The sequence below is a fragment of the Streptomyces sp. NPDC059008 genome (assembly GCF_042749045.1).
Taxonomy (GTDB): Bacteria; Actinomycetota; Actinomycetes; order Streptomycetales; family Streptomycetaceae; genus Streptomyces.
Genome location: NZ_JBHYJC010000038.1, coordinates 1 through 23,287 on the forward strand (window position 1 = coordinate 1; position 23,287 = coordinate 23,287).

Consider the following 23,287-nt stretch of genomic DNA (forward strand, 5'->3'; position numbering starts at 1 on the left):
GAGCGGGTGGTGCGCCGGGTCTTCCTCGACCAGGGAACGCTCCCGGAGCCGCTGCCGCAGCAGGAGCGCACCGTCGCCCCGTCCCCGCGCGCCGCAGCAGCCATGATTCTGCCAGGTTGGCGCGGGGCCTGTGATGATCTCGGCTGGGATCGCCGTCGAAGGGTCCGTTCGTGGACGCTGTCTCAGCACCTCCGTACAAGGGCTACTGCTTCCACCTGAGACGATCGCGCACGCGGTGTGGCTCAGTCGCCGGTTCCTGCTTTCCGTTGCGAAGTGGAGAAGTTCCTGCTGGAGTGCGGCATCGTATGTGATGTACGAGGCCATCCGGGCCGGGTGCCCCGGCACAGTCGTCCCCAGGACCGTGCGCCCATGTCGGATTTAACGGCCATGATCCCATCCCTCGACGCGTGACGGCTCCTGAGCCATGCTCGATGGCCAGCCTTGCTGGCGCCTCCATGGAAGACGCCAGTGTGGAGATCTGTAGGTGTGTAAGTCTGGCGATTCAGTAAGTCGTACATGATCCCGTCGTTTCGCGGGTGCTAATTAGGCACTGTCCGTAATGGCTGGCACGTTGAGTCGGTCTTTCACTGTCCGATGTGTCTATGTCGTTCGAGGGGGCCTGGATATCCTTCGCAGCAGTGAGCGTCGTGCAGTTCGGCAAGTGAGCACCACCCTTGCGCTACGAGGGTGCCGACCGGTTTCGCCAGTCCTGGCCGGCCATGGAGTCTGCATTCGAGACTGAGCCCTGCTGGTCGCCGCGTACGGGTCGAACGGTGTTCATTTGACCTGCTGTCTGATATCTCCAGGTTCGGCTGTGGATCGCATCGTCGTTCATCTCGGGCTATAGCTCGCCCTGCGGTCGTTTCAAGCGACTGTGCCAGGATGCGACGCAGTGCTGTCGTGGACAGCATCCTTTGTCCCACGTGTGACTTCTAGGCCGCCGAGCAGTCGAAGAACGACCGCTACCCGACCCTTCACCAGGTCCCCGATCGACGCCTACACCAGCCTGATCGTGGTCGTCGACCGCCCAGCGCCCGGCAACCGCAACGACGGTAGGGCTTTTTGCTGCTTAAAACTGGGCGAACCATGGTCTGCAAGGAGTGGAATCCCATGGCAGTTCTGTGCAAACCAGCGATAGCCGTCCCCGAATACGTCATCACCCAGGAAGACACCCTCGAACTGGCCCGGCGGCTGCACAAGGACCATACGCAGCTGAAACTGGTGCTCCGACTGATCGAGCACACCGGCGTCCTCACCCGGCATCTGATCCAGCCGATCGACAAGGTCCTCAAGCACCTGGGTCTCGACGCCCGCAGCGAGGTCTACGAAGAGGAGTCCAAGGCCCGCGTCCCCGCCGTGGTGCGCCAGGCACTGGACCAGGCCGAGCTGGAGGCACGGCAGATCGACCTGATCGTCTACGTCTCCTGCACCGGCTTCATGATGCCGGCGCTGACCGCCTGGCTCATCAACACGCTGGGCTTCAGGTCGGAGACCCGCCAGATGCCGATCGCGCAGCTCGGCTGCGCGGCGGGCGGCGCGGCGATCAACCGGGCGCACGACTTCTGCACGGCGTACCCGGACGCCAACGTGCTCATCGTGGCCTGCGAGTTCTGCTCGCTGTGCTATCAGCCCACCGACCTGGGCGTGGGGTCGCTGCTGTCGAACGGCCTCTTCGGTGACGCGGTGGCCGCCACCGTGGTCCGCGGCAAGGGCGGCAAGGGCGTCCGCCTGGAGCGCAACGGCTCGTACCTCATCCCGCACACCGAGGACTGGATCTCCTACGCGGTGCGGTCCACCGGCTTCCACTTCCTGCTGGACAAGCGGGTGCCGGGCACCATGGAGCCGCTCGCCCCGGCCCTGCGCGCGGTCGCGAAGGAGCAGCAGTGGGACGCGGGCAACCTGGACTTCTACCTCGTCCACGCCGGCGGCCCGCGCATCCTGGACGACCTCAGTCGCTTCCTGGAGGTGCCGCCTGAGGCGTTCCGCTTCAGCCGGGCGACGTTGACCGAGTACGGCAACATCGCCAGCGCGGTGATCCTCGACGCGCTGGGCAGGATGTTCGACGAGGAGTCCTCCCGTGAGGGCCACCGCGGCCTGCTGGCCGGCTTCGGTCCCGGTATCACCGCGGAGATGTCGCTGGGCACCTGGACCTCGACTCCGGAAGCATCGGAGTGACCGTCACGGCCGGTCACCGCGCACACCGCGAAATCCGCCGTCGGCCGCGTGTCCAGATTCCGCAAACCAGGACATCTTGACACGCGGCACGGCGCGATCTATCCAGAGGGTGGAGGCGGCGCTCTCTCCATAAAGTGGCATCCGGCAAGGTGATCGGGTCACTGCACTGCTGGGGCCGCGCCGGCAAGGTGCCAAGGGGCTCCTTGGGCCCGAGGTGCTGGGCGCACGACGGCATTGCTGGCTTCGCGTCCCTCGCGGCCTGTCCTGTCACGATCTTGGTGGAGTTTTTCAGTGGAAGGTTTCCCGGGGGCTGAGCCAGCGTTGTTCGTCCTCTTCTTCGGCCAGGATGCGGGCGCGGAATATGCGGGGGGTGACGCCGAGTTCGCGGGCGAGGACGCTCTTGGGTAGGTCGGAGTCGTACGCGATGGCGAGTTGGACGACTGTGATCAGGCGGCGGGCGGCCCATAGTTCGGCGGCGCGTTCCTGGGCGAGAGTGGCGACGTTGGTGGCCCCGCCATAGGTGCAGCGGTGATGGCCAAGGGCGATGTGCGCGAGCTCGTGAGTGAGTGCGCAGCGCTTCTGGATGGGACCTAGGCCTTGGGTGCAGTAGACCTTGCGTCGTTCTGCGTCCCAGGCGGCAAGCATGTCGCGCAGGGGGAGGTAGTGGACAGGGACACCGAGGTCGTCAAGCTCGGTCTGGGGGTCGTAGGTGTAGGTGTTCAAGCAGGCGTCTTTCTCCCGGACAGCCTTTACGTGCCGTTGATCATGTGCTGGCAGAATTAGGGCACAAATGGCTGCGACCTGCGGGAGAGACGCGGCGGACCGTCCTGGCTTCAACCAATCTGCCTACTGATGAGCCCGTTCGTGGGAGCGTGGGCGGGGCCGGAGGCGTAGCGGCGTCGAGCGCGCTGAGGGCTGTGCCGGCGGGCTGGTCAGCGGTGGCGTTCCTGTTCGTGGCGGCGGATAGTCTCCAGGTCGGCGGCGGAGACGGCGCCACTACCATCGGAGGTATAGGCCACCAGGTCGAAGTGCTCCTGCGCGGGGGCGGGCGATGCGGAGCGGCGGGGCGTCGAGTGCGCCTTGCCCCGGTCGGCAGCGGTGAGGAGGGCGTCGACGACGCTGAGGACGACCTCGCGCTCACGCCGGGTGAGTCGGCTGGCGCGGGGGGGCAGAGTGAAGGGCTCGGCAGGCCGCTCCCGGTATAGACCAGCGGCGCGTTCGATGTGGGCGCGGGGCAGAGCCAGGGCCAGGGCGAGACCGTCGAGGGTCTGGTCTTCGAGGATGCCGGTGTGCTCGCCCCGAGCAAGGCGGCCAATGGTGCCATGGCTGATGAGGCCGTGGCTGCGGGCGGCTGCTGCCCGGTAGCTCATGGGGCGATGGGGGGCGCCGAGCTCTGTCAGCCGCGTCATGACAAGTTGCTGCAGGTCGTTGTCCATCTTGGTCTCTCCTGGCGGGGTGCGCGGCGGTCAGGGCACGGGATGCCACGCCTGCTGTCACCGTATCGAGGTCCTGGCACACGGGCGACCCATGTGCCGCGATCCGCTTGCCAGCCTATGTTCATCGACTTACGTTACATGTATCAGATATCGGCCTATATGTAGAGCAGGCTGTCGTGTCGCTTTGTAGAGGCTGCCCGCTTCTCTGTTCAGGCCCGCCCAGCACAAGAGAGGACCCCCGTGGCTGAGGTGACGCAATACATCAACGTAACGCCCGCTGCCCGGGTCCGGGTGCTCGAGACCGCCATCGAGCCTCCGGCCCTGGAAATCGGGAACGAGACGATCATCCTCCCTCCCGCGGACTCGGCTCAGGCGGCGGCTTTTTTCGAGGAACTGAAGAATGCTGCCGAAGAGGCTCAGCGGCGCGCACGGCGCCGGTTCATAGGGTCGATGGGATGGGAGGCTGTGCTGTGACGCCTGACCGTTCCACTGATTCCCCCCGCCGCGTGCCGCGGCGTCGGAGGCCTGTAGGCCGCTTTCTGAACGCAGCCCCCAAGCCTAGGTATGCCGTCGGTCTGTATCCTCCGGACCATACCCTCCACCCAGGTGCGCGCCAGGCATACATCGCCTGTTTGCGCCGAATACTGATGAGCCGCAGGGCGAGCCACTACCTGTCGTCCGGCTGTCCCGATACGTGGTCGCAGGAACAAGTCCAGGGCCGCCCCGAGTCCGTGACCTGGTACAACCTGGTAGGAGGGGGTCGGAGCGTCCCTCCCATACCCCAGCCAAGTCACGTCATATCTGTCGCCCGACGCCGCCATCCCAGCATCAACTCACCCTGCGTGCACACGGCGTATGTCCCCGACTTCCCCGGGCGGGAGCACTTCGGGCCCGGCCAGAGCAACGGCTGGATCCTCCTGCTCCGCCTACGGTTGATTGTCGGGGGGTGGGCTGGGGAGGCCCATCGAAGGGCGCTGCAATGGGATCCTGGCCTTGTGGTCGCCAGCGCTTGGGATGACACGCTCCGGCAAGCCTGCACCCGATTTCAGCTCGCCCAAGGGGGGCGCGGGGCCGCTGCGGACGGCTACCCGACCGAGGACACTTGGCCATTGCTATGGAGCGATTCCGCAGTCAGTGACGCCCCGTGGTGATGCCGTGCAACGGGCCGACGCGAGCGCGGCACGAACCGGCCCTCAGCCGGCGTTCATACGCCTTGCCCTGCAGCCCATACCGACGGGGATCCGACCGGTGAACCGGCACTGTCGCTGGCATGATGCCTGCCCCGGGGAAACGAGGACCTTGTTCTTAGCCATCCCCAACTCCGCCTGCCTTAACACCGCAGGCGCTTCTGCGGACATGTGGATCGATTCTCCGACCTCGCCCCACCTCCGGAAGGAGACGCATGACCCGCTTCCCGGACCAGACCGCGCAGCAGTCAGTACGGTCTACCGAACGGACACCTCCGGCACCGATTTACTGGCACGCCACCCTCCACACTGATGCGGTGTTGCCGCGGCGCCCCGTCTCACCGCAATGGCGGTTGTCGCTCGGGTCTATTGGCTCGCCCTGCCCCTAGCTGCAAGCGGACCTGGTCGCCGGCTTCATCAGTGCCCCGGCCATACGACTCGTACCGGCCTCACCGCCCTACACCCGACGTCACCCCGCCCAGGGCGTTAGCTCAGCCGGTCAGAGCAGGGGACTCATAATCCTCCGGTCGCGGGTTCAAGTCCCGCACGCCCTATCCCAACCTCCCCACACGCTTGGCATAGGAGACCGACCATGCATCCGCCCCCGTTTCCTCTTCCTGCGCTGGCTGACTTCGACAACGGTCAGTTGCCGCGACGCCGCAGCGGCCGCAGCGGGCTGCGCTTGCCTCTCCTCACCCTCGCACTCGGCCCCACCCGAGAACTCCCCGCTACCGAGCCCGGAGCCTTGCTCCACCATGCCATCGAGCAGGGCTACACCGCCTTCGACGTCACCCCCAGCTGCCCGATGCCCGGCAGCCTGTTGCACCCTGGGCCCGGCCGGCACCTTGGCAGGCTCCAGGCCCGCCACCCCCACTTGATCTTCACGGCTCGCATCGGCTTGGCTACCGGCCCCGGCTCGCTCGACGGCTTCGGCTCCCGTAAATACCTCCTTTCCACGCTCGACGCCCTACTGCGTCGAACTGGCCTGGACCACCTTGACGTCCTTTACGCCCACCGGCACGACGCCGCCACGCCCTTGGAAGAGACCGTGGGCGCCCTGATCGCGGCTGTCTACCAGGGAAAGGCTCTCTACACCGGCCTGTCTGGCTACGCTCCCGCCCCCACCCGCCACGCCGTGCAGCTCCTGGCCGAATCCGGTAACCCCGCAGCCGCCTGCCAGAGCGCCTACTCGCTGTCCAACCGATGGATCGAAGGCGGGCTCCTCGACGTCCTTGCCAACCACGGCATTGGTACCGTCGCCTGCGCACCCCTCCACCACGGCAACCTTGCCCTTCGCGCAGCTCACTCCGACTCTTCCCCCTCGCCCGCTACCCGGACCATCCTGGCCCGGACGGTTCTGTCTCGAATCGCCCGCGAGCGCGACCAGACCCCTGCCCAGCTCGCTCTCGCCTGGGTTCTCCGCGATCCCCGCATCACCTCCGCCCTCATAACTGCCACTCATCCCGTCCACCTCGCCGAGAATCTCCAGACTGTGCACAACCTGAACTTCGACCCCGTCCACCTCACCGCCCTTGACGCTGTCGGCGCTCTGTGACGTGGATTCGGTGGGCGGCTCTGCAGATGCTGAGGAGAGCGGGGCCTGGTTTCGGATGCTGACAGCTCACCGCGTACGCAGGTGACCGCAGGCCGGGCTCACGGCATCTCTTGAACGGCGCCCTGGGGCATTCACCTTGTCCGTGGTTGCGCGAAGCACTACGTCGCTGAGCGGCACTGCTGATGGGAGCCCTGAAATTGAGGTGCTGCGTCCCGGGATCGAGGTGCGGTTGGGGCGGATTGCGTTGACTGTGGACGCGTAGTGAGTCGGTCGCGGCACGCGGTTCGGCGGCTCCCTGGTTCGAGGTGCTGAGCAACACGTCGTATGTGAGGTCCGCCCCCCAACGCCCTCTTGCTAGGCGCAAGTTACAGGTCAGACGTTGGGTGTGGCGCATAACCTCCGTGCCTACTGGCGCGAACATCTAATCGGGCCACCCGATCCATCCGACATGCACCGGATGGATCGCTCGTTATCTGTTATCACGTAGATCCTCAGAGGTGGCGACCTAAGTGACCTTCCATCATGCCGGGCAACTTTCTCGCGGCTGCCTACCTGGTCTTCTGTCTGGCCCTTTCCGAGGGGGATCTAAAAGCGTGAAACGCAGGTCGTAGCGGGCGTAATTGGCTCGACGTGGTCATCCGAACCTCTGGTGAGCACCAGCCATCGGGATACATGCCATGGCAGACCCACGCAGACTAGCTCTACACCCCCACTCCCTGGCCCGCCTTCGACCGCGAAAGCTTCGAAATCATCCTTCAGTGGTGCTGCGGACGCGACAGGCGGCAAGGACTGTAGTCGATGCTTTGGGAGTGCATGCCCGAGCTGACGCTACGCCCCGCTAACCGGAATCCGACAAGCGGGCGGCAGGAGAATCCCTTTAACCACCCCCGCCATTCGGAGATGGCACCGCCAAGAATGACCGCTCTATTGAGATTGAGCTTCCCGTCATTTAATTCACCTTCGTGAAAAATACTTGCCAGCGAGCCTGCAGCTGGCATCAACGACAACGCCAACGATGGCAAAGCAACCAAATGATATTGCGATATGACCCATCAGGAGGACAGTGACATGGACGGCATGACGGAGGAGCCACGGCACGGGGTGTGGACGGGAGAGTGGGTCACTGGACGGCTTGGGATCGCGTTGAATGGCGGGGAGGAGCTGTCGGAATTGCTCGGGCTGGCGCTGCGGCGCAATCCCAAGCGTGCTCACCTGCTGGTCTCCAATGTGCTCGGCAAGCACGTACCACAGAGTCCGGACGTGGCCCATGGCGTCGGCGTCAGGCTGGGCCGTCGGGTGCGCACGATCCTTGGTGAGGACGACGCTGCCCGTGCGGTAGTCCTCGGCTACGCTGAGGACGGCACCGGGTTGGGGCACTCCGTCGCTGACGGGCTGGCATTAGCCCCGTATTTCCACTCCACCCGTCGATCAGTGCCAAGTGTGCCGCATGCGGCGGGCTTCGAGGAGGAGCACTGCCACGCCACCTCGCACTTCCTGCTTCCCGAGGACCCGACCCTGCTGGCAGGGGATGGCCCCCTGGTCCTTGTTGACGATGAGATTTCCACCGGGCGCACGGTCCTGAACACCATCCGGGTACTCCATGCTCGTTACTCGCGCGAGCGATATGTCATCGTCGCACTGGCTGACCTGCGCAACGAGGAAGACCGCACGCGGTTGGACGAGTTCGTTGCTGGCTTGGGCGCCCGGCTCGAGCTAATCACCCTTGCTGCTGGTGGTATCCACCTCCCCGACGACGTCCTGGACCGCGGCCAGCAACTGGTCGCGGTCCACGAGGAGCCGCCGACGGCCTCCGAAGGCGGCGGGGCGATACGTCCGGAGACGGAGCGTATTGACCTCGGCTGGCCCGCTGGGCTACCCGATGGCGGACGGCACGGTTTCACCCCTGCCCACCGCGCGCTTCTGGAGGAACACTTACCCGCCATGGCTGAGCGGATCGCCGTGCGCCTCAACGGTGCCCGCCGCACTCTCGTCCTCGGCAACGAGGAGCTGATGTACGTCCCGCTGCGCCTGGCCGGAGCCCTGCGCACGCACGTCGTCGGCACCGGCGCGACCGTCCACTTCTCGACCACCACCCGCTCGCCAGTGCTCGCCGTGGACGACCCGGGCTATGCCATCCGCACCCGGCTGGCGTTCCCCGCCCACGACCGTCCCACGGACGGCCCGGGGGAGCGCTATGCCTACAACGTTGCCCCCGGCAGCGACCTGAATCGTCGCTTCGACGCCATCGTCGCGGTCGTCGACTCCGCTGGCGACCGACCCGAACTGCACGCCCCTGGCGGCCTTCTGGACCGGCTTGCCGGCCACACCGACCGGCTGCTGCTAGCCGTCGTCCCCACTCACACCCCGCGTGGCGCGCTTCCCTGCCCGCTGCGCGGTCCCGCCTTCTCCTCCTACGCCCCCGACGAGGTCGGCTGGCTGCTCCAGGACCTGTCCGACATCACTCTGGAGGCATCCATCGAAGAGTTTGAGGAGGCTGTCCAGGGCGGCGCCCATGACGCGGAGTTGCTGCCGGTCGAGTACCAGCCCAACGAGGAGTACCAAGAGCTGGTCCACACCGCGCTACGCACCTCCGCCGGCCGGATCGCCCGCGCCGTCGGCACGGTCACCGAGACCGTCCTCGCCGAGCGGGGCCCCCGCCCCGTCCTGGTCTCCATCGCTCGAGCCGGCACCCCCGCCGGCATCCTGATGCGCCGCTGGGCCCAGCACGCCCACGGTCTGGACCTGCCGCACTACGCCGTCTCCATCGTCCACGACCGGGGCATCGACACCACCGCCCTACGCTGGCTCGCCGCCCACCACGACCCGGCGGATGTGGTCTTCGTCGACAATTGGACGGGCAAGGGTCTCATTGCCCGCGAACTCACCCGTGCCCTGGCCGACTACCCTGCATTCGATCCGCGGCTCGTGGTGCTCGCCGACCCCGGCGGCTGCGTTGACACCTACGGAACCCGCGACGAATTCCTCATCCCGACCGCCTGCCTCGACTCCACCATCTCCGGACTGGTCTCACGCACAGTCCTGCGCGCCGACCTGGTCGGGCCGAACGACTTCCACGGCGCCAAGTTCTATCGCGAACTGGTCGGCAGCGACCTGACCGCGGAGTTCCTGGACACCGTTACTGCCCGCTTCGACGAGGTCGCCGACGAGGTCGCCGCCGACGCGCGGGAACTGGCCACCGCCGACCGCACCCCGACCTGGGCGGGCTGGGCGGCCGTCGAGAGGATCCGCACGGAATACGGCATGCGGGACATCAACCTCGTCAAGCCCGGCGTCAACGAGACCACCCGCACCCTGCTCCGACGTGTCCCCTGGCGGATCCTTGTCCGGCGCGAGGCCGGCAGCGACCTCGACCACGTCCGCCTGCTGGCCGAACAGCGCGGCGTACCCTTCGAGGAGGTCGACGAACTCCCCTACACCTGTGTCGGATTGATCCACCCCCACTTCACCCGCAGCGCCTCCGGCGCGGACAGCAAGGCGCCGGCCCGCTGATGACCACGTCCGCAACACCGGTCGCCGGCGACCTCGACCACACCCTGGACTACTCCGCCGCCGAGCTCCGCCTCACCGACTCCGATGCCGCAGCCGCTCCCGGCTGCTGTGCGTCGAGATCTATGCGGGCCGGCCGCACTCGATGAACCATGTTGTTCCGGTCCAGTTGTCTGCTAATTCCGTGAGCGCCGTGTGGCACCCCCGGCGGGGATGGAAGGGATCCCGGGCCAAGACCCCACAGGTCCCGAGTCTGCCGCCGGCACGAACGATGACGGTCAACTATGGCAAGAACAATCAATGGGTAGCGGTATCAAATACCAGAAGGACATAGCCATGGATCGTACGGAAGAAGAAACTCGGCATCTGGCACGCGGCGCGCTTCCCAGCCCATTGCGCGGCCCCGCCTTCTCCTCCTACGCCTCCGACGAGGTCGGCTGGCTCTTTAAAGACCTGTCCGACGCCATGCCGGAGGTATCCATCGAGGAAAACGAGGAGGCGATCCGGCGCGGCGCTGACCACGCGGGGTTACTGCCAGTGGAGTACCTGCCCACTGGTGAGGAGTACATGCAGCTGGTCCATGACGCGCTGCGTGCTTCGGCCGACCGCGTCGCCAGGGCCGTCGGGACGGTCACCGAGATCATCCTTGCCGAGCGGGGACCTCGCCCGGTCCTGGTCTCCCTCGCCCAGGCTGGTATCCCCGTCGGCATCCTGATGCGTCGCTGGGCCGCGCATACCCGCGGCCTGGGCCTGCCACACTACGCCGTCTCCATCGTCCGCGGCCGGGGCGTCGACACCACCGCCTTGCGCTGGCTGACCGCCCACCACGAACCGGCGGACGTGGTCTTCGTCGACGGCTGGACGGGCAAGGGCGCCGCCACCTGCGAACTCGCCGGCACGCTGGCCGACTTCACGGAGTGCCGTGGCTTCGACCCTCGGATCGCGGTGCTCGCCGACCCCGGCGGTTGTGTGACGACCTACGGTACCCGGGACGACTTCCTCATCCCGTCCGCCTGCCTGAATTCCGCCGTCTCCGGCTTGGTCTCCCGTACAGTCCTGCGCGCCGACCTGGTCGGGCCGGACGACTTTCACGGCGCCAAGTTCTACCGCGAACTGGCCAACGACAACCTGTCGGCGGAGTTCCTGGACACCATCACTGCCCGCTTCGACGAGGTCTCCGACGCGGTCGCCGCCGACGTGCGGGAACTGGCCTCCGCCGACCGCACCCCGACCTGGGCCGGCTGGGCCGCCGCCGAGCAGATCTGCACGGAGTACGGGATCCACGACATCAACCTCGTCAAACCCGGCGTCAGCGAGACCACCCGGATTCTACTGCGCCGTGTCCCCTGGCGGATCCTTGTCCGGCGCGGCATCGGCAGAGACCTCGACCACGTCCGCCTGCTGGCTGAACAGCGCGGCGTGTCCGTCGAGGAGGTCGACGAACTCCCCTACACCTGCATCGGATTGGTCCACCCGAGGTACCCCCGCGGGGCCACCGGCGCGGACGGCAAGGAGGTGGCCTGCTGATGACCACGTCCGCACCGCTGGTCGCCAGCGACCTCGACCGCACCCTGATCTACTCGGCCGCCGCGCTGCACCTCACTGGGCCAGACGCGGAGGCCCCCCGGCTGCTGTGCGTCGAGATCTACAAGGGTCAGCCGCTGACCTACCTGACCGAGACGGCCGCCGTGCTGCTCGCCGAGCTGGCCGCCCGCACCACCTTCGTACCGGCCACCACCCGCAGCCGCGAGCAGTACCTACGCATCCAACTGCCCGGCCCACCAAAGGAGTTCGCGGTCTGCGCCAACGGTGGCCACCTGCTCGTCCGGGGCGAGTCCGACCCGGACTGGCAGCGCACCGTCGCCGCCCGGCTCGCCACCCAGTGCGTGCCGCTCGACGAGATCCGCGCACACCTCTTCCGCACCGCCGACCCGGCCTGGTTGCGCAGCGAGCACACCGCGGAGGACCTCTTTGTCTATCTCGTCGTAGAACGGTCCCTGTTGCCGGAGACCTGGGTGAAGGACCTGGCGGACTGGGCGGAGCCGCGAGGCTGGATGGTCTCCTTCCAGGGCAGCAAGATCTACGCCGTTCCACGGCCGCTCACCAAGAGCGCCGCGGTGGCCGAGGTGGCCCGCCGCACGGGCGCCACCAGGATCGTCGCGGCCGGTGACTCGCTGCTCGACACCGACCTGCTGCTGGCCGCGGACCGCGGGTGGCGGCCGGGCCACGGCGAACTGGCCGACACCGGCTGGCGGGCCGCGAACGTCACCGCGCTCCGGGAGCGGGGTGTGGCGGCCAGCGAGACTATTCTCCGCGCCCTTCTACACTCCCTTGAAATTACACCTTCGACGATCGATTGAGGTTCGTTTCGTTCACCCGCACGGGATTATTCCGGACGTGACGACGACTTCCCTGTCACGCTGTGCGGCGTAAGTCACGTGAGATGGGTGCAGATTAGACAGTGCGCGCGTGTTGACCTCGTACCCTACGCTGCCCCTCCCGGCGACCAATCGTGCACCGGGCACTTCTTCGCCGGCGAAGGGGGAGCGGGCTGACCATATCTTCGTGGCTGCTCTTTGGGGTCCACCGGTATCCGAGCTCCACCAGGTTCCTCATACTGCGACGTGTCTCCTCGGAGGAGAGTTCAACAGATCCCTGGTGAGTGATTGCCCTCTAGATTTGGGCCCGCACGCATCGAAGGCCCACGGCCAGATCACCCAAGCCCAAGCCTGCGGAGGTGTCGGCTCACGGCGGTCGCCAACCTCTACAACATCGCTACTATCCTGTGCACCAAGCTCAGCGAGGACGGCCTCGTGGCGATCACCGCGGGCCGCGCGCTCAGCGCCGAGTGCAATGGCGGGAATGAGTTGACGATCGCCGAAGTGCACGTTGCCGCGATGTCGACCAATGCGGCTCGCTCAGCGCCCCCTGGGCTTCGATGCGGCCAGATTGGCCGAAGGCATTGCAGATAGATCATTCGGTGCTGACCTGTGAAGCTCCACCGCGTAGGTCTCCCGAATTTGGGACAGGATTGTTGCACTGTTTCGCAAGAAACAGTGATCCTCGGCGAGTGCAGCGTTTCGTCCGCACTGCGAAGGAGGGCGGATCCCTGATCGGGTGTGCTGGATCATGCTGGGACCGTGCATGACTCACTCCGGCGGTGGCAACCAACCGTCCCAGTGCTTGGAGACCGCAGTTGCCGTGGGTGCCCCTGTGCGGATCGAGGCTCGCTCCGTCTGCTCCTCCTGGCGTAGGTGGAGGACCTTCTCCGGCTCGGGGGTCAGCAGGTCGCCGATCTGGCAATTGAGCGCAACGCAGATGACGTCGAGGTCATCCAGCTTGAGTGAGACTGGATTCCCTGACCATAGTCCAGACATCTTCCGGGAAGAGATCTCGAGGCCATGAATTGACAGGATCTGCTGCACCTCGGACGCTTTCCAGATGTCCCTTTTCGCGGCGACAAGCCGGAGGTTCCATTTCATTGAAGGGCTCCTTTAAGCTGTGCTAATGGTGAACTAGCGCCCTGTTGCGGATGTGGCCTGCAGTGTCGGATACCGGAGCATCCGCCGTCAGTAGTTGACCTGAGGGCATGGTCTTCGCTATTTGGATATGAAGTACCACGTCGGTACGTAGGAGCGAAGCGATGAGCGGCAGTGAGCCGAGTGTTGGATGTAGGAGAGGGACAGAAAAACCCCAAGAGTGGCTTCGGCAGTGATCAGCAGCCTATATTGCGGATCGCCGAAGTCGGTAGAATGGGGTGGGACTTTGTGCAGGTTGCCAGGCTGGATTGGAGTGGCTGGGCATGACTTTTCTGTAAGTGCGTCATTCCTAGAGTCGTGTTCCCCGGAAGACGCTGGCCGAACGAACTCGATGCGTGGTACTTGACATGTGGAAGGTTTCGGCATTCTGGCAGAGTCAGGTTGAAGGTGGGGATGACCAACTGGCGTGGCAGGAGCGACAAATGGTTGAGCCGTCAGGCAAGGCGGTGAGCGACCGCAGGTCGCAGGAAGGACAAGGGGCTGCAAGGTTCTGGGCAGGCTCCTCGCACCCCAAAAGCAGCAGAGCCCGGTGGTAGGCGACCCAGGTGTCGTTGGCGAGAGATCCGTCGTCTGAGGTTGCAACGGCACTGGGCAGTTCAGCGGCAAGCGACAGGCACAGATGCTGCAGTAGTTGTCCGCGACGCACAGGCCGAGCAGGCAGACATTGCGGCAGAGCGGCAGCCGCCCAGGCGTAGACCGTATCGACGCAGACGTCAGCGTGGGAGAGGAGGGATAGACGTAGAGGGGGTAGCGGACGGCGATACCTCCAGGCAACGCGCACCGGCTGAGTCTCCCATGGGCGCCGCGCGGGAAGCGAAGGGAGTTCGAGGTGGAGGCGGACGTAGAGAGAAGGAAGCGTGTTGAGAGCAAGCTGGAGCCGGGCCAGACACGCCGGACAGAGCCGTGCGGTGTTGCTGTCGCCGCAGACCAGGCATGAAGACGATTCCATGGTCAGGCCTTAAGGAGGTGTTCAGACCGGGGGAGACACAGACTCGTCCCGGTGCAGGAGAAAGAAGAACGCCGCTGGTGGCTCCGCCGCACGCACGGAACAGAGCCTGACCTCGGATCGTCGAGGTATCGCCCAAAGGTGCAGAAGGTGGATCAGACCTCTGGGGCAGCACTGAAAGCCACCGGCAGTTCGCCTGGACGCGTGCCTTCGCTGTCAGCCAGCCTCGGTATCTACCTGTCACTCTCTTCGGCGGCCCTCTCTGCGAGCAGCAGGGCAATCGGACTCTGGCAGGGCTCACCCGACGCCGGGCCCTCGGCCTGGCCGGCGTGCCGATGTATTGGACAGAGGACCTGCTGCGTAGGCAAGGTGGGAGTCGAACCCACACACCCCATGCGGGGTAGCGGATTTTAAGTCCGCTGCGTCTTCCGATTCCGCCACTTGCCCTTGCTGCCCTGCTCGTCTGGTGCACCACCGCGACACACCACTGCGGTGGGTGGTCACGGCTTCCGGCTTCTTCCATGCCAAATGCGCACGGGCGTCGGCTAGCACAGCCCTGTGCGTTGCCAACTACTCATGGTGTCCACGGTCGCGCTGGCCGTGGGCTCATCCCAGAACTGTGTGCCGGGGCCCGGCTGCGAGGTTCTGGGTACGGCTTCACTGGTGCTGGTACATCGCCCTGCCGGTGACCCCTCTGGTGCCTGGAGCGCAGGACCATGGCAAGTGCTAGGTGCTTGGTCCTTAACCAGACCGCGTGGGCGCTTCTGCATTGCTGACTCTTCGTTAACTGAGCCGACTAAGGAGGAGAGCCGCCTGCTCTCTGGCGGTGCGTAGGCGGCTTCCTGCATCCACGCTGTCTGCGCGCCGAGCTTGGTGAGACATACCGCGGCTGACCTGCCGGCGTGCGGACATGCCGACTGTCGGCCTCGAAGCCGGGTCGCAAGCAGCCTTTCGGGAAGATGTCCGGCCCCTAGCCAGAGGACATGTCTGCTGTACGCGGTCCCTGCGGCGCATTGGCCAGTCATTTTCACCGCAATCTTGCCCCGCTGACTGGCGGGAGGTAAGGGAGAACTGGGATTGAGCACAGAAACCACTCCTGTTAAATGTTGTGGGAACGAGGAGGGGAGTTGGCTGCGTCGGTTATCTCCGCGGGCCGGCAGTCAGTCATGCGAATGCACGATGAGCAGGATTCCCCAGTGGTCTTCATTCCGGCCTCGGAGATTTTGATGTTGCCTGGATCCATCCTGCACTCACCACAGCGGTGTGGCAACTGGAACGTGATCCATAATTCAGGGCTGGCGGTAGTCGGCCTTGCCGATCCCCGGCCGCATACCGGTTCTGCCAGTCGCTGACCTGGCCCTCTGGGAGTGGTCCTGTGTCTGTGTGGGCAGGCGCCGGTTCTTGCAGGAGTCGTCCGCCCTGACTCGGTCAGGGCGGTGCCCGAGCCGCCCGCGTTCTGTACCAGATCGCCTCCAGCACGGAGTCCAGCCACAGAGATCCACGCCGCTGGCCAGCCGTGATCACAGCGGTCGGAGGCTTCTCCCGTGCCCGACCGCGAGGAGCATCGTGGTGGGCAGGCCGTCCCGGGAGCGTCCGAAGCCATGGTTGGGTGGTCTTGACGAACTCACCAGCCGACGCCTTCTGGCTATCCCCTCTGCTGACTGACTGGTGCGGAAGCTGTGCCAGAAGGCGGCAGTGAGCCGGCAAGCGGGCGACGCCTACCAGCGAGGCTTTCGAAGGAGTGCCCGCCGTGATGTTCCAGGTCGAGCTGACCTAAGGGCGTCGTCGACTGACATCGAGCAGCGGGCGGACCTTCGTGAGTATCGGCGTAGTGCGCACAGAATCGGCACCCCTCACGTGGTGCCCGCTAGGAACAGCCACACCCCCACAGGAGCTGTGAGTGTGAGGGCAGTTGCCGTAGCTGGGCCAGCCTGCGAGGCCAGCCTCCTTCACCGCAGGTCGTGTGGTGACTGCCTTTGCTGAGACGTCGACTCCGAAGTTCAGCGCAGAGTTGCTCGACCTGTTCAGCGATGATTTCTTCGTCGCGAAGTGCAGCGCGCATGTAGGGGTCTCGCAACAAAATCGCGAAACTGCGCTGCAGTCAGCGCCTGATTCGTCATCCTGTCGGCGCGCATCTGTACGATGCGCTCTCTTGGTCGAGCCTTGCGCAGGCCTGCGGCGAATCGGCCATCCCTGAAGTGTGTAGCGCTCATCGTCCATGAGGGCGAAGCCTCTGTTGGATTTCCTGCGATGACTCATTGAGAACATGTGGCTCCGGACTGTGATGCCAGCCGGGTGGCCGACGCGTATCCCAGTCCACTCCCGCTCTCGCCGATCACTGCATAACTGCTCCCTAATCCGTTGCAATGGGAGCGTGCCCCGTCCACTTGCGATACCGGGGGGTTGACACCCGATAGGGCGTGTCGCACTCTTTACTCACTATGTTGTGGTGTGCCCGGGGTAAGTATGGCCACTCAGAGCGGAACTCCACCACGCCGTGGTGAGGGCATTTGACTGTCAGGCCATCAAGGCGACCTGGGGCGAGAAGATCCCTATTCCTGAATACGCTGAAGTGCTCTGCGTGAACACCCTTCCCTGGCCGGAGTAGAGGTGATCGACCGTTAGGTGGCGCATGGGGTGGCTGCGTAATCAAGAAGCAGGGGCACAGCACGCGAGCTGTCCGCTGTCGTGCTGTGGGCGTCACCCACGCCACCGCCAACCCGAATGGCCAGGTCTGAAGCAGGGGCAGGAGCGGCGGCAGCGGCTGATTGACGACCGCAGACGCAATATCTCCAACGCTGCATTGTCGTCGAACGCCGATGTGAGCGTGACTCTTGACCTGGCCTTTTGTCGTGGGTGACGTGGCGGCCGCAGAATGGCGGCTCGTCCTCAGAAGGGGTAACTGGTGGAAATCTATTCCATTGGAACACTGTCACCTTAGTGGTAAATCAGGTGTTGCCAGCTGCTATGCCCGCGAACGATGGTCAACTATCAACCCTCATTTTGTCGGTGATTTTCATCGGCGATTCAATGGAAATGGTGCGTCCATATGCGTGCATGTGCGTTCGCTGCCGCCTTTACTGCCGCGGTAGCTGTTGCCGTAATTCCTTCGTCCTTCGCTATGGCCGATGAGTCAACTGCTGAATTTGGGGTTCGTCACTCCACTTCTCTGGAATTGATGAAGAGTGTCTTCTCGGGTTTCAATCCCAATGCTCCTGTGGGTAAGAGTGTGCTGCTGGAATGCAACCCTCCTGGGGGTACGCATCCGCATGCGGGGAAAGCTTGTGCGACACTGAATCAAGTAAACGGGGACTTACGGAAACTACGGGCCAATTCGGGTTCGGTATGCCTTAAGATATATCAGCCGGTGACCGTGGTCGCCCAAGGGGAGTGGAAAGGTAGTAAAGTCTTGTATCGGAAAGACTTCGGTAATGAATGTGAACTGCAGAGGGCCACTGGGGCTGTCTTTGATTTTTGACACTGTTTCGTTGGATATTGCCTAGGGTGTGTCCATGCCCCAGTCCGCAGACGGTCGGCCGCTCGCTGGCCGTCTGCGACCATTGAGCCTGCTTGAGAAGGTTCGTCTAGCTCCGAATCGCCACATTTGCCGAGCGATGAAAGAGCTACCGATACCCGGCCAAGCACCATCTCGTCACCCGAGCCGACACCGCATGATTCTGGCTGTTGGCCGGCTGGTAATCCCTCATCGCCGCGAGCGCTGGTAGGTCCATCTCCAGCTGGTAACGAGGGCACCTACCTCCCTCGGTGAACGACGTCTGCGCCCGCGTCGAGTGCGCCTTCACTCGAATGAAGGCCGGGAAGCTCCTTGCGACCTGCAGCCCGACAGGCGGCCTCCCCCACGCGACTCGACGCCTTCGTAACCTCCCTGCTGGCTGACGACAGGTAAGCAGTTCGCCCAGCACACCAAAGCATCGACAGGACGAGTCCTGGTTGCCAGACCTCGCTGGACCTGCAGCACGCCTCGTCGCTCTACTCAATTGTCCGGTACGCGGTGCTGCCGCCGATGCCAGTGGCGGCGAGCCGCAAAGGCGCCCCTGAGACTCATGTGCCGCAATCCAGTTGCCGATAGGTGTATACCGACTTACGGTACGTGTGTCAGTCCAGTCGGTTGGCCAGTATTCGCCCGCGGCCAGTCATCAGCTCGCAACGGTGCACGGTCTGCGGTAAGGGCGATGGCCAGTCGGGCTGGCATAACGATCGCGGCAATTCCTGATGGTGCTGTGCGGTTGTCTTTTCGGCGATCACGCAGGCGTCGCAGGCGTCGGTTTGGCCAACCCCCAAATAGACGACGCCATACGGAAGTCTGTACGTAGCGAGCAATGCCAACAGTAGAGCTGACGAGTCGGACATGACCACCGCTCAGTAATGTCTTGCTCGCCCGCCCTCTAGCTCCGTGCAACGCGTCGCCAGCCCCAGCAAGGCCCCACCGTCGCCTCCATAAGCCGTGATCACACAAGGTACGCACAGCTCAATCAGCGGTCAGAGTGCCCCAGAGAATCGGGCTGCCACGTTTTGCGAGTCTCTACTGACTAGCACGTATCTAGCCACGCCCAGATTAGCGCTCTCGTGCCGCCTAACATCTTGTGGAGATCCCATGACGACAGCGCCCAAGGTGGGCACTTCAGCTGCAACAGGCCCGAGCATATTGAGCCGAATACTCGCTTGGATGGGAGGAACACTCGGCGTGCTGCTGCTCGCTACGACCGGCGTTGGGGCGTGGGTCTATCAGCACCTGGACGGCAACATCCACGGCGCGAACATCGGCGTGGACGGTGTCCGGCCAATCAAATTCAGCCCCGGTTCCAAGAACATCCTGATCGTCGGCTCCGACAGCCGCGCCGGCGCCAACGCCAAGTACGGTAAGCGCCTGACCACTATGCAGTCGGACACGCTGATCGTGCTGCACATCTCCGCCGACCGCGAGTGGGCCACCGCGCTGTCCTTCCCCCGCGACTCCTGGGTGCAGATCCCCTCCTGCACCCGCGGCAACGGCACGAAGTCGTCCCCGCACCACTTCAAGATCAACGAGGCGTTCTCGATTGGCGGCGACGGTGGCGACATCTCCAAGGCGGCGGCCTGCACCATCAAGACCGTCGAGCAGAACACCGGTCTGCGCATCGACCACTTCGCCTCGGTCGACTTTCGGGGCTTCAAGGGCATGGTCAACGCACTGGGCGGCATAAGGGTCTGCCCCAAGTACGCCATCCATGACAAGAAGGCGCACCTGCGCATGAAGGCGGGCTGCCAGAACGTTCGGGGTGAGAAGGCGCTCGGGTACGTGCGTACCCGCTACAGCGTCGGTGACGGCTCCGACCTGGGCCGCATCGGCCGCCAGCAGGAGTTCATGAAGACCCTGGCCGCCAAGGCCCAGTCCAAGCTCACCAACCCCGCCGTGCTATACGACTTCCTGGACTCGGCGACCAAGTCCATCACCACCGACAAGTTTCTGGCCGGCCTCAAGCCACTCTATGACCTGGCCTCGATCGTCAAGGACATCCCCACCGACCGGCTCACCTTCCTCACCGTCCCGAACTACTCGCGCGAGGCCGAGGTCCCCACCGACAAGGCCAATGTGGTCTGGCAGTATCCGCAGGCTAGCCAGGTGTTCAGCGACCTCGCCAACGACCGTGAGATCGGCGCCGCTGGCAAGAAGAAGCTCGCGGAGGCCGCCAAGCGTCCCATCACTACGCGCTCCATCCAGGTGCGCGTCCTCAATGGCGCTGGTGCAGCAGGGAAGAAGAGGCTCGCCGAGGCTGCCCAGCAGCTGCGGAAGCTCGGCTTCACGGTTATCGCGACCGGCGATGCGCCGGCTACCGACAAGACCGTCATCAGCTATTCAGCCGCCCTCAAACCAAAGGGCGAGGTGCTCGCCGCCCGCCTCTCAGGCATCAGGACGACCGAATCGGTCGCGGCGGGACTGGGTGCAGTGACACTGACGATCGGTCCGGACTTTGTGTCGGAGAACGCCGGTTGATGGGATTGAAGTTCGAACAGTAGGTGGAGCGACTCGAATCCTGGTGACTTTGGTGGAGGGCATGACGGGGTGCCCTCCTCTCGCGAAGCGCCCACGGCAACTCTCGGCGAGTCCAGGGACACGCCTGACCTCTGCGGTCGGTACCCGAACGCCTCGCACGATATTGACGGTGCATTCCGACCGCATGGCCAGCAATGTTTCAGCAGCATTCTGCTGTGCACAGTTTCTGCGGACGAGAGCTGCCGTGGGCTGGCAACGACTACCCAGCCGGGCTGCAGGTCTCCACTCCGTGTGAGGTGGGCCTGACGTCAGCGCAGTCGACCGACACTTGGCCAGGCGATGGCACCGGCAGAATCGGCGTTCGCCTGAGCGGACTCCCTACATCCGCTCACGTGCCGTCCATCTCCCACCAATGAAATCGTGTCCATCTTGGCGTGGAGGCGGAATCACCCAGGCACACCCCCGCCAGGCTGTCCAGGTCTTCTGGGCCTCCCCAGCTTCCTTCCCCAGGAAGGCGGATGTAGCAACGGCCAGGCGAACTCCCAGTCAGCATCCGGCAGTTCATGGCGGCGAGTGGCCCAACCGCGTCCACCACTCCAGATTTTCGAAGACACAACCTAATTCCACATCGGAATTACCCAACTCGGAGTCCCAAGATGTCCGCACGATTGAATACGTTCACCCAGAGAGCCACTCCGCACGCGCTCGCGCTATTCCGCATCGTGATCGGCCTGCTCTTTGCTTGCCACGGTGCATCCTCGCTCTTCGGCGTCCTCGGCGGCGCGATGGGCCAGGGAGATACAGTCCCCATCGGCTCCTGGCCGCACTGGTACGCCGCCATGATCCAGCTGTTCGGCGGCACCCTGGTGATGCTGGGCCTGGGCACCCGGACCGCAGCGCTGGTCAACTCCGGCTCGATGGCGTATGCGTACTTCTACGTCCACCAGGGCATCGCGCTGTGGCCGATCCAAAATGGCGGTGAGGCTTCCGTGATGTTCTGCTGGGCCTTCCTGCTGATCTTCTTCATCGGCCCAGGCGCTTGGGCTCTAAGCCATGCCCTTTTCTGCGCACGTAGATAGGAGGAAGCTCGGAGTGGTTCCGGATCACCGGCGACTTTCCAGGACCTTGAGCGCCGCGTCCTCGCGCTTGAGGGCGAACGGCGTGTTGGTGGAGTTACAGAGACCGTCGGAGTTCACGTGTTCGACTCATATTGTTCAAAGGTCAGACTCTGCGCTCCTGTGCGGCGAGCGAACGATGTCATGGAACAGGATGCATTGATGAAGAGTGAACTTAAGCTGCTTTCCGCTCTATTTTGTGCGTCGATGTTGAGTGCGGTCATTATCGGTAATAGGTCGATAGCGGCCTACCCAGGTGCTGTGAAGATTCCACGCTCCGTATTTGACGGACAGCGGAAGGGGCTTTGGAACTAGGCGCGATATGAATCCTGTCAGGTCAGACATGCCTGGATGGTGTCATCTTCCCGTGTGTCAGCAGGCCGCGGGAACAGTCCGGCAAGGTCGATGAGACTCTTGATACGTCCCATGGTGGCGGGGAAGTATCGAGCACCCCATGTGCTCGCTCGTTGGAGCGCCGGCCAGGAGCGCAGCTCACCCGTCACGATGGAAGCCGTTGGGAAGCAGGGCGTGTTGGTCTTCGTGAACCAGTCCGAACCAACGAGCTCGTGCATGTCCTCTGGTAGGTTGGATGGTTTGAGCTCGCCTGGTGTTCACTTCCGATCAGCGGTGGCAAGCATGGTGGCGAGCAAGAATCCCAGTTCCTCACATGAGCGATACCGTGCTTGTCGCGGATGCGTGGTGACAGGCCTGGAGTGCGCCTTGCACTGGTGTTCCCGCAATTCCCCGCACCAGGCGGGGTGCGTTGCTGGAACTTGTGGTGCGGCGGTGTCACCACGCATGAGCTGGTTCTGCTATGCCCAACGGATCGCCGGCCTCCGCGAATTTCCCCCGAGTGAGCGGACTGCCTAGCAGGAGCCTAACGAGCCCTCACATACGGGCCTTGGGTAATGTCGGCGCAGCCAGCAGGCGGATCCGGGCTCCAACGAAGGAGCCGCTCCGGGTCAACTCTGGATCTTACGGCGGTTCTATCTGCTCTTGCCCGAGATGAACGTGCCCTGCTCCGGGCATAGGTGGCCAGGCACCGGACGGCGGATGTGAATGCCGTCAATGATTCTGGTGTAGTCGCCTTGCCAACGTGATCGATGACGGAGTTCGACGGCAGGGTGCAGTCCTGCTGAGCCAGCAGCGATCGCATTTCACCGATTGCGCATCTGATAGTCGACTGGTCCACGCCGAACGGGCAGGCCACCATACCGTGAGTGGCGGCGTTCCGCAGGTGCACGAGTGCCACCAGGAGCCTGTCAATGCAGACCAGCCTGGCCTTCTGACGCCGTCCGCCAGCCAATGCGGATGCGATGGGAGCAGCGCCTATTAGTGTCGCTTAGGCCACAACGGCTCGTTTTCGCCCACGAGTTGAGTCATGACATCGGCTGCCGGCCCCTGGCATGCCGCATGCGAATGATCTCTCCACGTACCCAACCCCACCGCCCTCATCATGATTGGCGCTCAAGGTGCTGACGGGCTACCCAACCATGCACGATCTTGATGGGTATGGCAGAAATATGGGTGTGGGTAGGTTGGAAAGTTGACTTACCTGCGTTTCGCCTATACGTACAAGATTGTGCACGGTAACGACTGCCGAGTGGGCGTTTTGGAGGCGCCCACTTGTCTTGAGGCTCGACCCCGCGCCAAACGTCGGCGCAGTGTCAGCGAGTCACCAGTCGCCCAGAAATCTCGGAACTGTAGCTACAGACGGTCGCGGAGAAGCCGTCGCTCTCTGGGGCAACTGGCAAAGCGACCGATGCAAGCATTCCACGTTTGGAGTTGCTGATGTCCTCTTTCCGCCCGAAACGTCATTCTGATGAGCCGAA

General features: G+C 64.2%; 13 protein-coding genes, 2 tRNA genes and 1 pseudogene. 11 read left to right on the forward strand and 5 right to left on the reverse strand.

What is annotated here, in order from left to right; translation table 11 throughout:
* The first annotated feature begins 1,110 nt into the window (after positions 1–1,110).
* On the forward strand, positions 1,111–2,175 hold the full coding sequence (locus tag ACFWZH_RS30700; RefSeq protein WP_384438495.1) for a type III polyketide synthase: 1,065 nt from the start codon (positions 1,111–1,113) through the stop codon (positions 2,173–2,175).
* Between the two features lie 288 nt (positions 2,176–2,463).
* On the opposite strand, the gene ACFWZH_RS30705 is transcribed toward ACFWZH_RS30700, so the two are convergent.
* The gene (locus ACFWZH_RS30705; RefSeq protein WP_384438498.1) at positions 2,464–2,898 is read right to left on the reverse strand and encodes an ImmA/IrrE family metallo-endopeptidase; all 435 of its coding nucleotides are present in this window, start codon (positions 2,896–2,898) and stop codon (positions 2,464–2,466) included.
* A 209-nt stretch (positions 2,899–3,107) separates the two neighbouring features.
* Positions 3,108–3,611: a hypothetical protein gene (locus ACFWZH_RS30710; RefSeq protein ID WP_384438500.1), complete on the reverse strand. Its 504-nt coding sequence runs from the start codon at positions 3,609–3,611 to the stop codon at positions 3,108–3,110.
* A 240-nt stretch (positions 3,612–3,851) separates the two neighbouring features.
* Between ACFWZH_RS30710 and ACFWZH_RS30715 the strand changes: the two genes are divergently transcribed.
* The 7 genes and pseudogenes from ACFWZH_RS30715 (at position 3,852) to ACFWZH_RS30745 (ending at position 12,220) form a co-directional block, all read left to right on the forward strand.
* Positions 3,852–4,085 carry a hypothetical protein gene (locus ACFWZH_RS30715; protein ID WP_384438503.1) on the forward strand — a complete coding sequence of 78 codons (234 nt, stop codon included), beginning with the start codon at positions 3,852–3,854 and terminating at the stop codon, positions 4,083–4,085.
* Between the two features lie 1,193 nt (positions 4,086–5,278).
* Positions 5,279–5,352, forward strand: a tRNA-Ile gene (locus ACFWZH_RS30720).
* Positions 5,353–5,390: 38 nt separating this feature from the next.
* On the forward strand, positions 5,391–6,353 hold the full coding sequence (locus ACFWZH_RS30725; protein WP_384438506.1) for an aldo/keto reductase: 963 nt from the start codon (positions 5,391–5,393) through the stop codon (positions 6,351–6,353).
* A gap of 1,077 nt (positions 6,354–7,430) precedes the next feature.
* Positions 7,431–9,863 (forward strand): phosphoribosyltransferase, encoded by a 2,433-nt coding sequence (locus ACFWZH_RS30730; RefSeq protein WP_384438606.1) that lies wholly within the window; start codon positions 7,431–7,433, stop codon positions 9,861–9,863.
* Complete coding sequence (locus tag ACFWZH_RS30735) at positions 9,863–10,009, forward strand: hypothetical protein (RefSeq protein WP_384438509.1); 147 nt, start codon at positions 9,863–9,865, stop codon at positions 10,007–10,009. The genes ACFWZH_RS30730 and ACFWZH_RS30735 overlap by 1 nt, the downstream gene beginning before the upstream one ends.
* A 232-nt stretch (positions 10,010–10,241) precedes the next feature.
* Positions 10,242–11,387, forward strand: a pseudogene (locus ACFWZH_RS30740) (cysteine protease StiP family protein); the annotation flags it as partial.
* Positions 11,387–12,220: an HAD family hydrolase gene (locus ACFWZH_RS30745; protein WP_384438512.1), complete on the forward strand. Its 834-nt coding sequence runs from the start codon at positions 11,387–11,389 to the stop codon at positions 12,218–12,220. The pseudogene ACFWZH_RS30740 and the gene ACFWZH_RS30745, both read left to right, overlap by 1 nt.
* 789 nt (positions 12,221–13,009) lie before the next feature.
* Here ACFWZH_RS30745 and ACFWZH_RS30750 read toward each other — a convergent pair.
* Both ACFWZH_RS30750 and ACFWZH_RS30755 read right to left on the reverse strand, forming a co-directional pair.
* The gene (locus tag ACFWZH_RS30750) at positions 13,010–13,342 is read right to left on the reverse strand and encodes a helix-turn-helix domain-containing protein (protein WP_384438515.1); all 333 of its coding nucleotides are present in this window, start codon (positions 13,340–13,342) and stop codon (positions 13,010–13,012) included.
* Positions 13,343–14,706: 1,364 nt separating this feature from the next.
* Positions 14,707–14,792, reverse strand: a tRNA-Leu gene (locus ACFWZH_RS30755).
* A 2,731-nt stretch (positions 14,793–17,523) separates the two neighbouring features.
* On the opposite strand from ACFWZH_RS30755, the gene ACFWZH_RS30760 reads away from it, so the two are divergent.
* The 3 genes from ACFWZH_RS30760 (at position 17,524) to ACFWZH_RS30770 (ending at position 21,419) form a co-directional block, all read left to right on the forward strand.
* The gene (locus ACFWZH_RS30760) at positions 17,524–17,823 is read left to right on the forward strand and encodes an SSI family serine proteinase inhibitor (protein WP_384438609.1); all 300 of its coding nucleotides are present in this window, start codon (positions 17,524–17,526) and stop codon (positions 17,821–17,823) included.
* A 1,137-nt stretch (positions 17,824–18,960) separates the two neighbouring features.
* Positions 18,961–20,340, forward strand: a complete 1,380-nt coding sequence (locus ACFWZH_RS30765) for an LCP family protein (protein ID WP_384438518.1) — start codon at positions 18,961–18,963, stop codon at positions 20,338–20,340.
* A 656-nt stretch (positions 20,341–20,996) separates the two neighbouring features.
* On the forward strand, positions 20,997–21,419 hold the full coding sequence (locus tag ACFWZH_RS30770; protein WP_384438521.1) for a DoxX family protein: 423 nt from the start codon (positions 20,997–20,999) through the stop codon (positions 21,417–21,419).
* Between the two features lie 913 nt (positions 21,420–22,332).
* Here ACFWZH_RS30770 and ACFWZH_RS30775 read toward each other — a convergent pair.
* A complete protein-coding gene (locus ACFWZH_RS30775; RefSeq protein WP_384438524.1) occupies positions 22,333–22,761 on the reverse strand; it encodes a transposase family protein in 429 nt (142 codons plus the stop codon).
* Positions 22,762–23,287 lie beyond the last annotated feature (526 nt).

Coding starts and splice junctions, on each gene's coding strand:
- ACFWZH_RS30765 (WP_384438518.1), top strand. CDS start 18,961: ATGACGACAGCGCCCAAGGTGGGCACTTCAGCTGCAACAGGCCCGAGC.
- ACFWZH_RS30700 (WP_384438495.1), top strand. CDS start 1,111: ATGGCAGTTCTGTGCAAACCAGCGATAGCCGTCCCCGAATACGTCATC.
- ACFWZH_RS30710 (WP_384438500.1), bottom strand. CDS start 3,611: ATGGACAACGACCTGCAGCAACTTGTCATGACGCGGCTGACAGAGCTC.
- ACFWZH_RS30735 (WP_384438509.1), top strand. CDS start 9,863: ATGACCACGTCCGCAACACCGGTCGCCGGCGACCTCGACCACACCCTG.
- ACFWZH_RS30730 (WP_384438606.1), top strand. CDS start 7,431: ATGACGGAGGAGCCACGGCACGGGGTGTGGACGGGAGAGTGGGTCACT.
- ACFWZH_RS30725 (WP_384438506.1), top strand. CDS start 5,391: ATGCATCCGCCCCCGTTTCCTCTTCCTGCGCTGGCTGACTTCGACAAC.
- ACFWZH_RS30760 (WP_384438609.1), top strand. CDS start 17,524: ATGAAGAGTGTCTTCTCGGGTTTCAATCCCAATGCTCCTGTGGGTAAG.
- ACFWZH_RS30770 (WP_384438521.1), top strand. CDS start 20,997: ATGTCCGCACGATTGAATACGTTCACCCAGAGAGCCACTCCGCACGCG.
- ACFWZH_RS30750 (WP_384438515.1), bottom strand. CDS start 13,342: ATGAAATGGAACCTCCGGCTTGTCGCCGCGAAAAGGGACATCTGGAAA.
- ACFWZH_RS30745 (WP_384438512.1), top strand. CDS start 11,387: ATGACCACGTCCGCACCGCTGGTCGCCAGCGACCTCGACCGCACCCTG.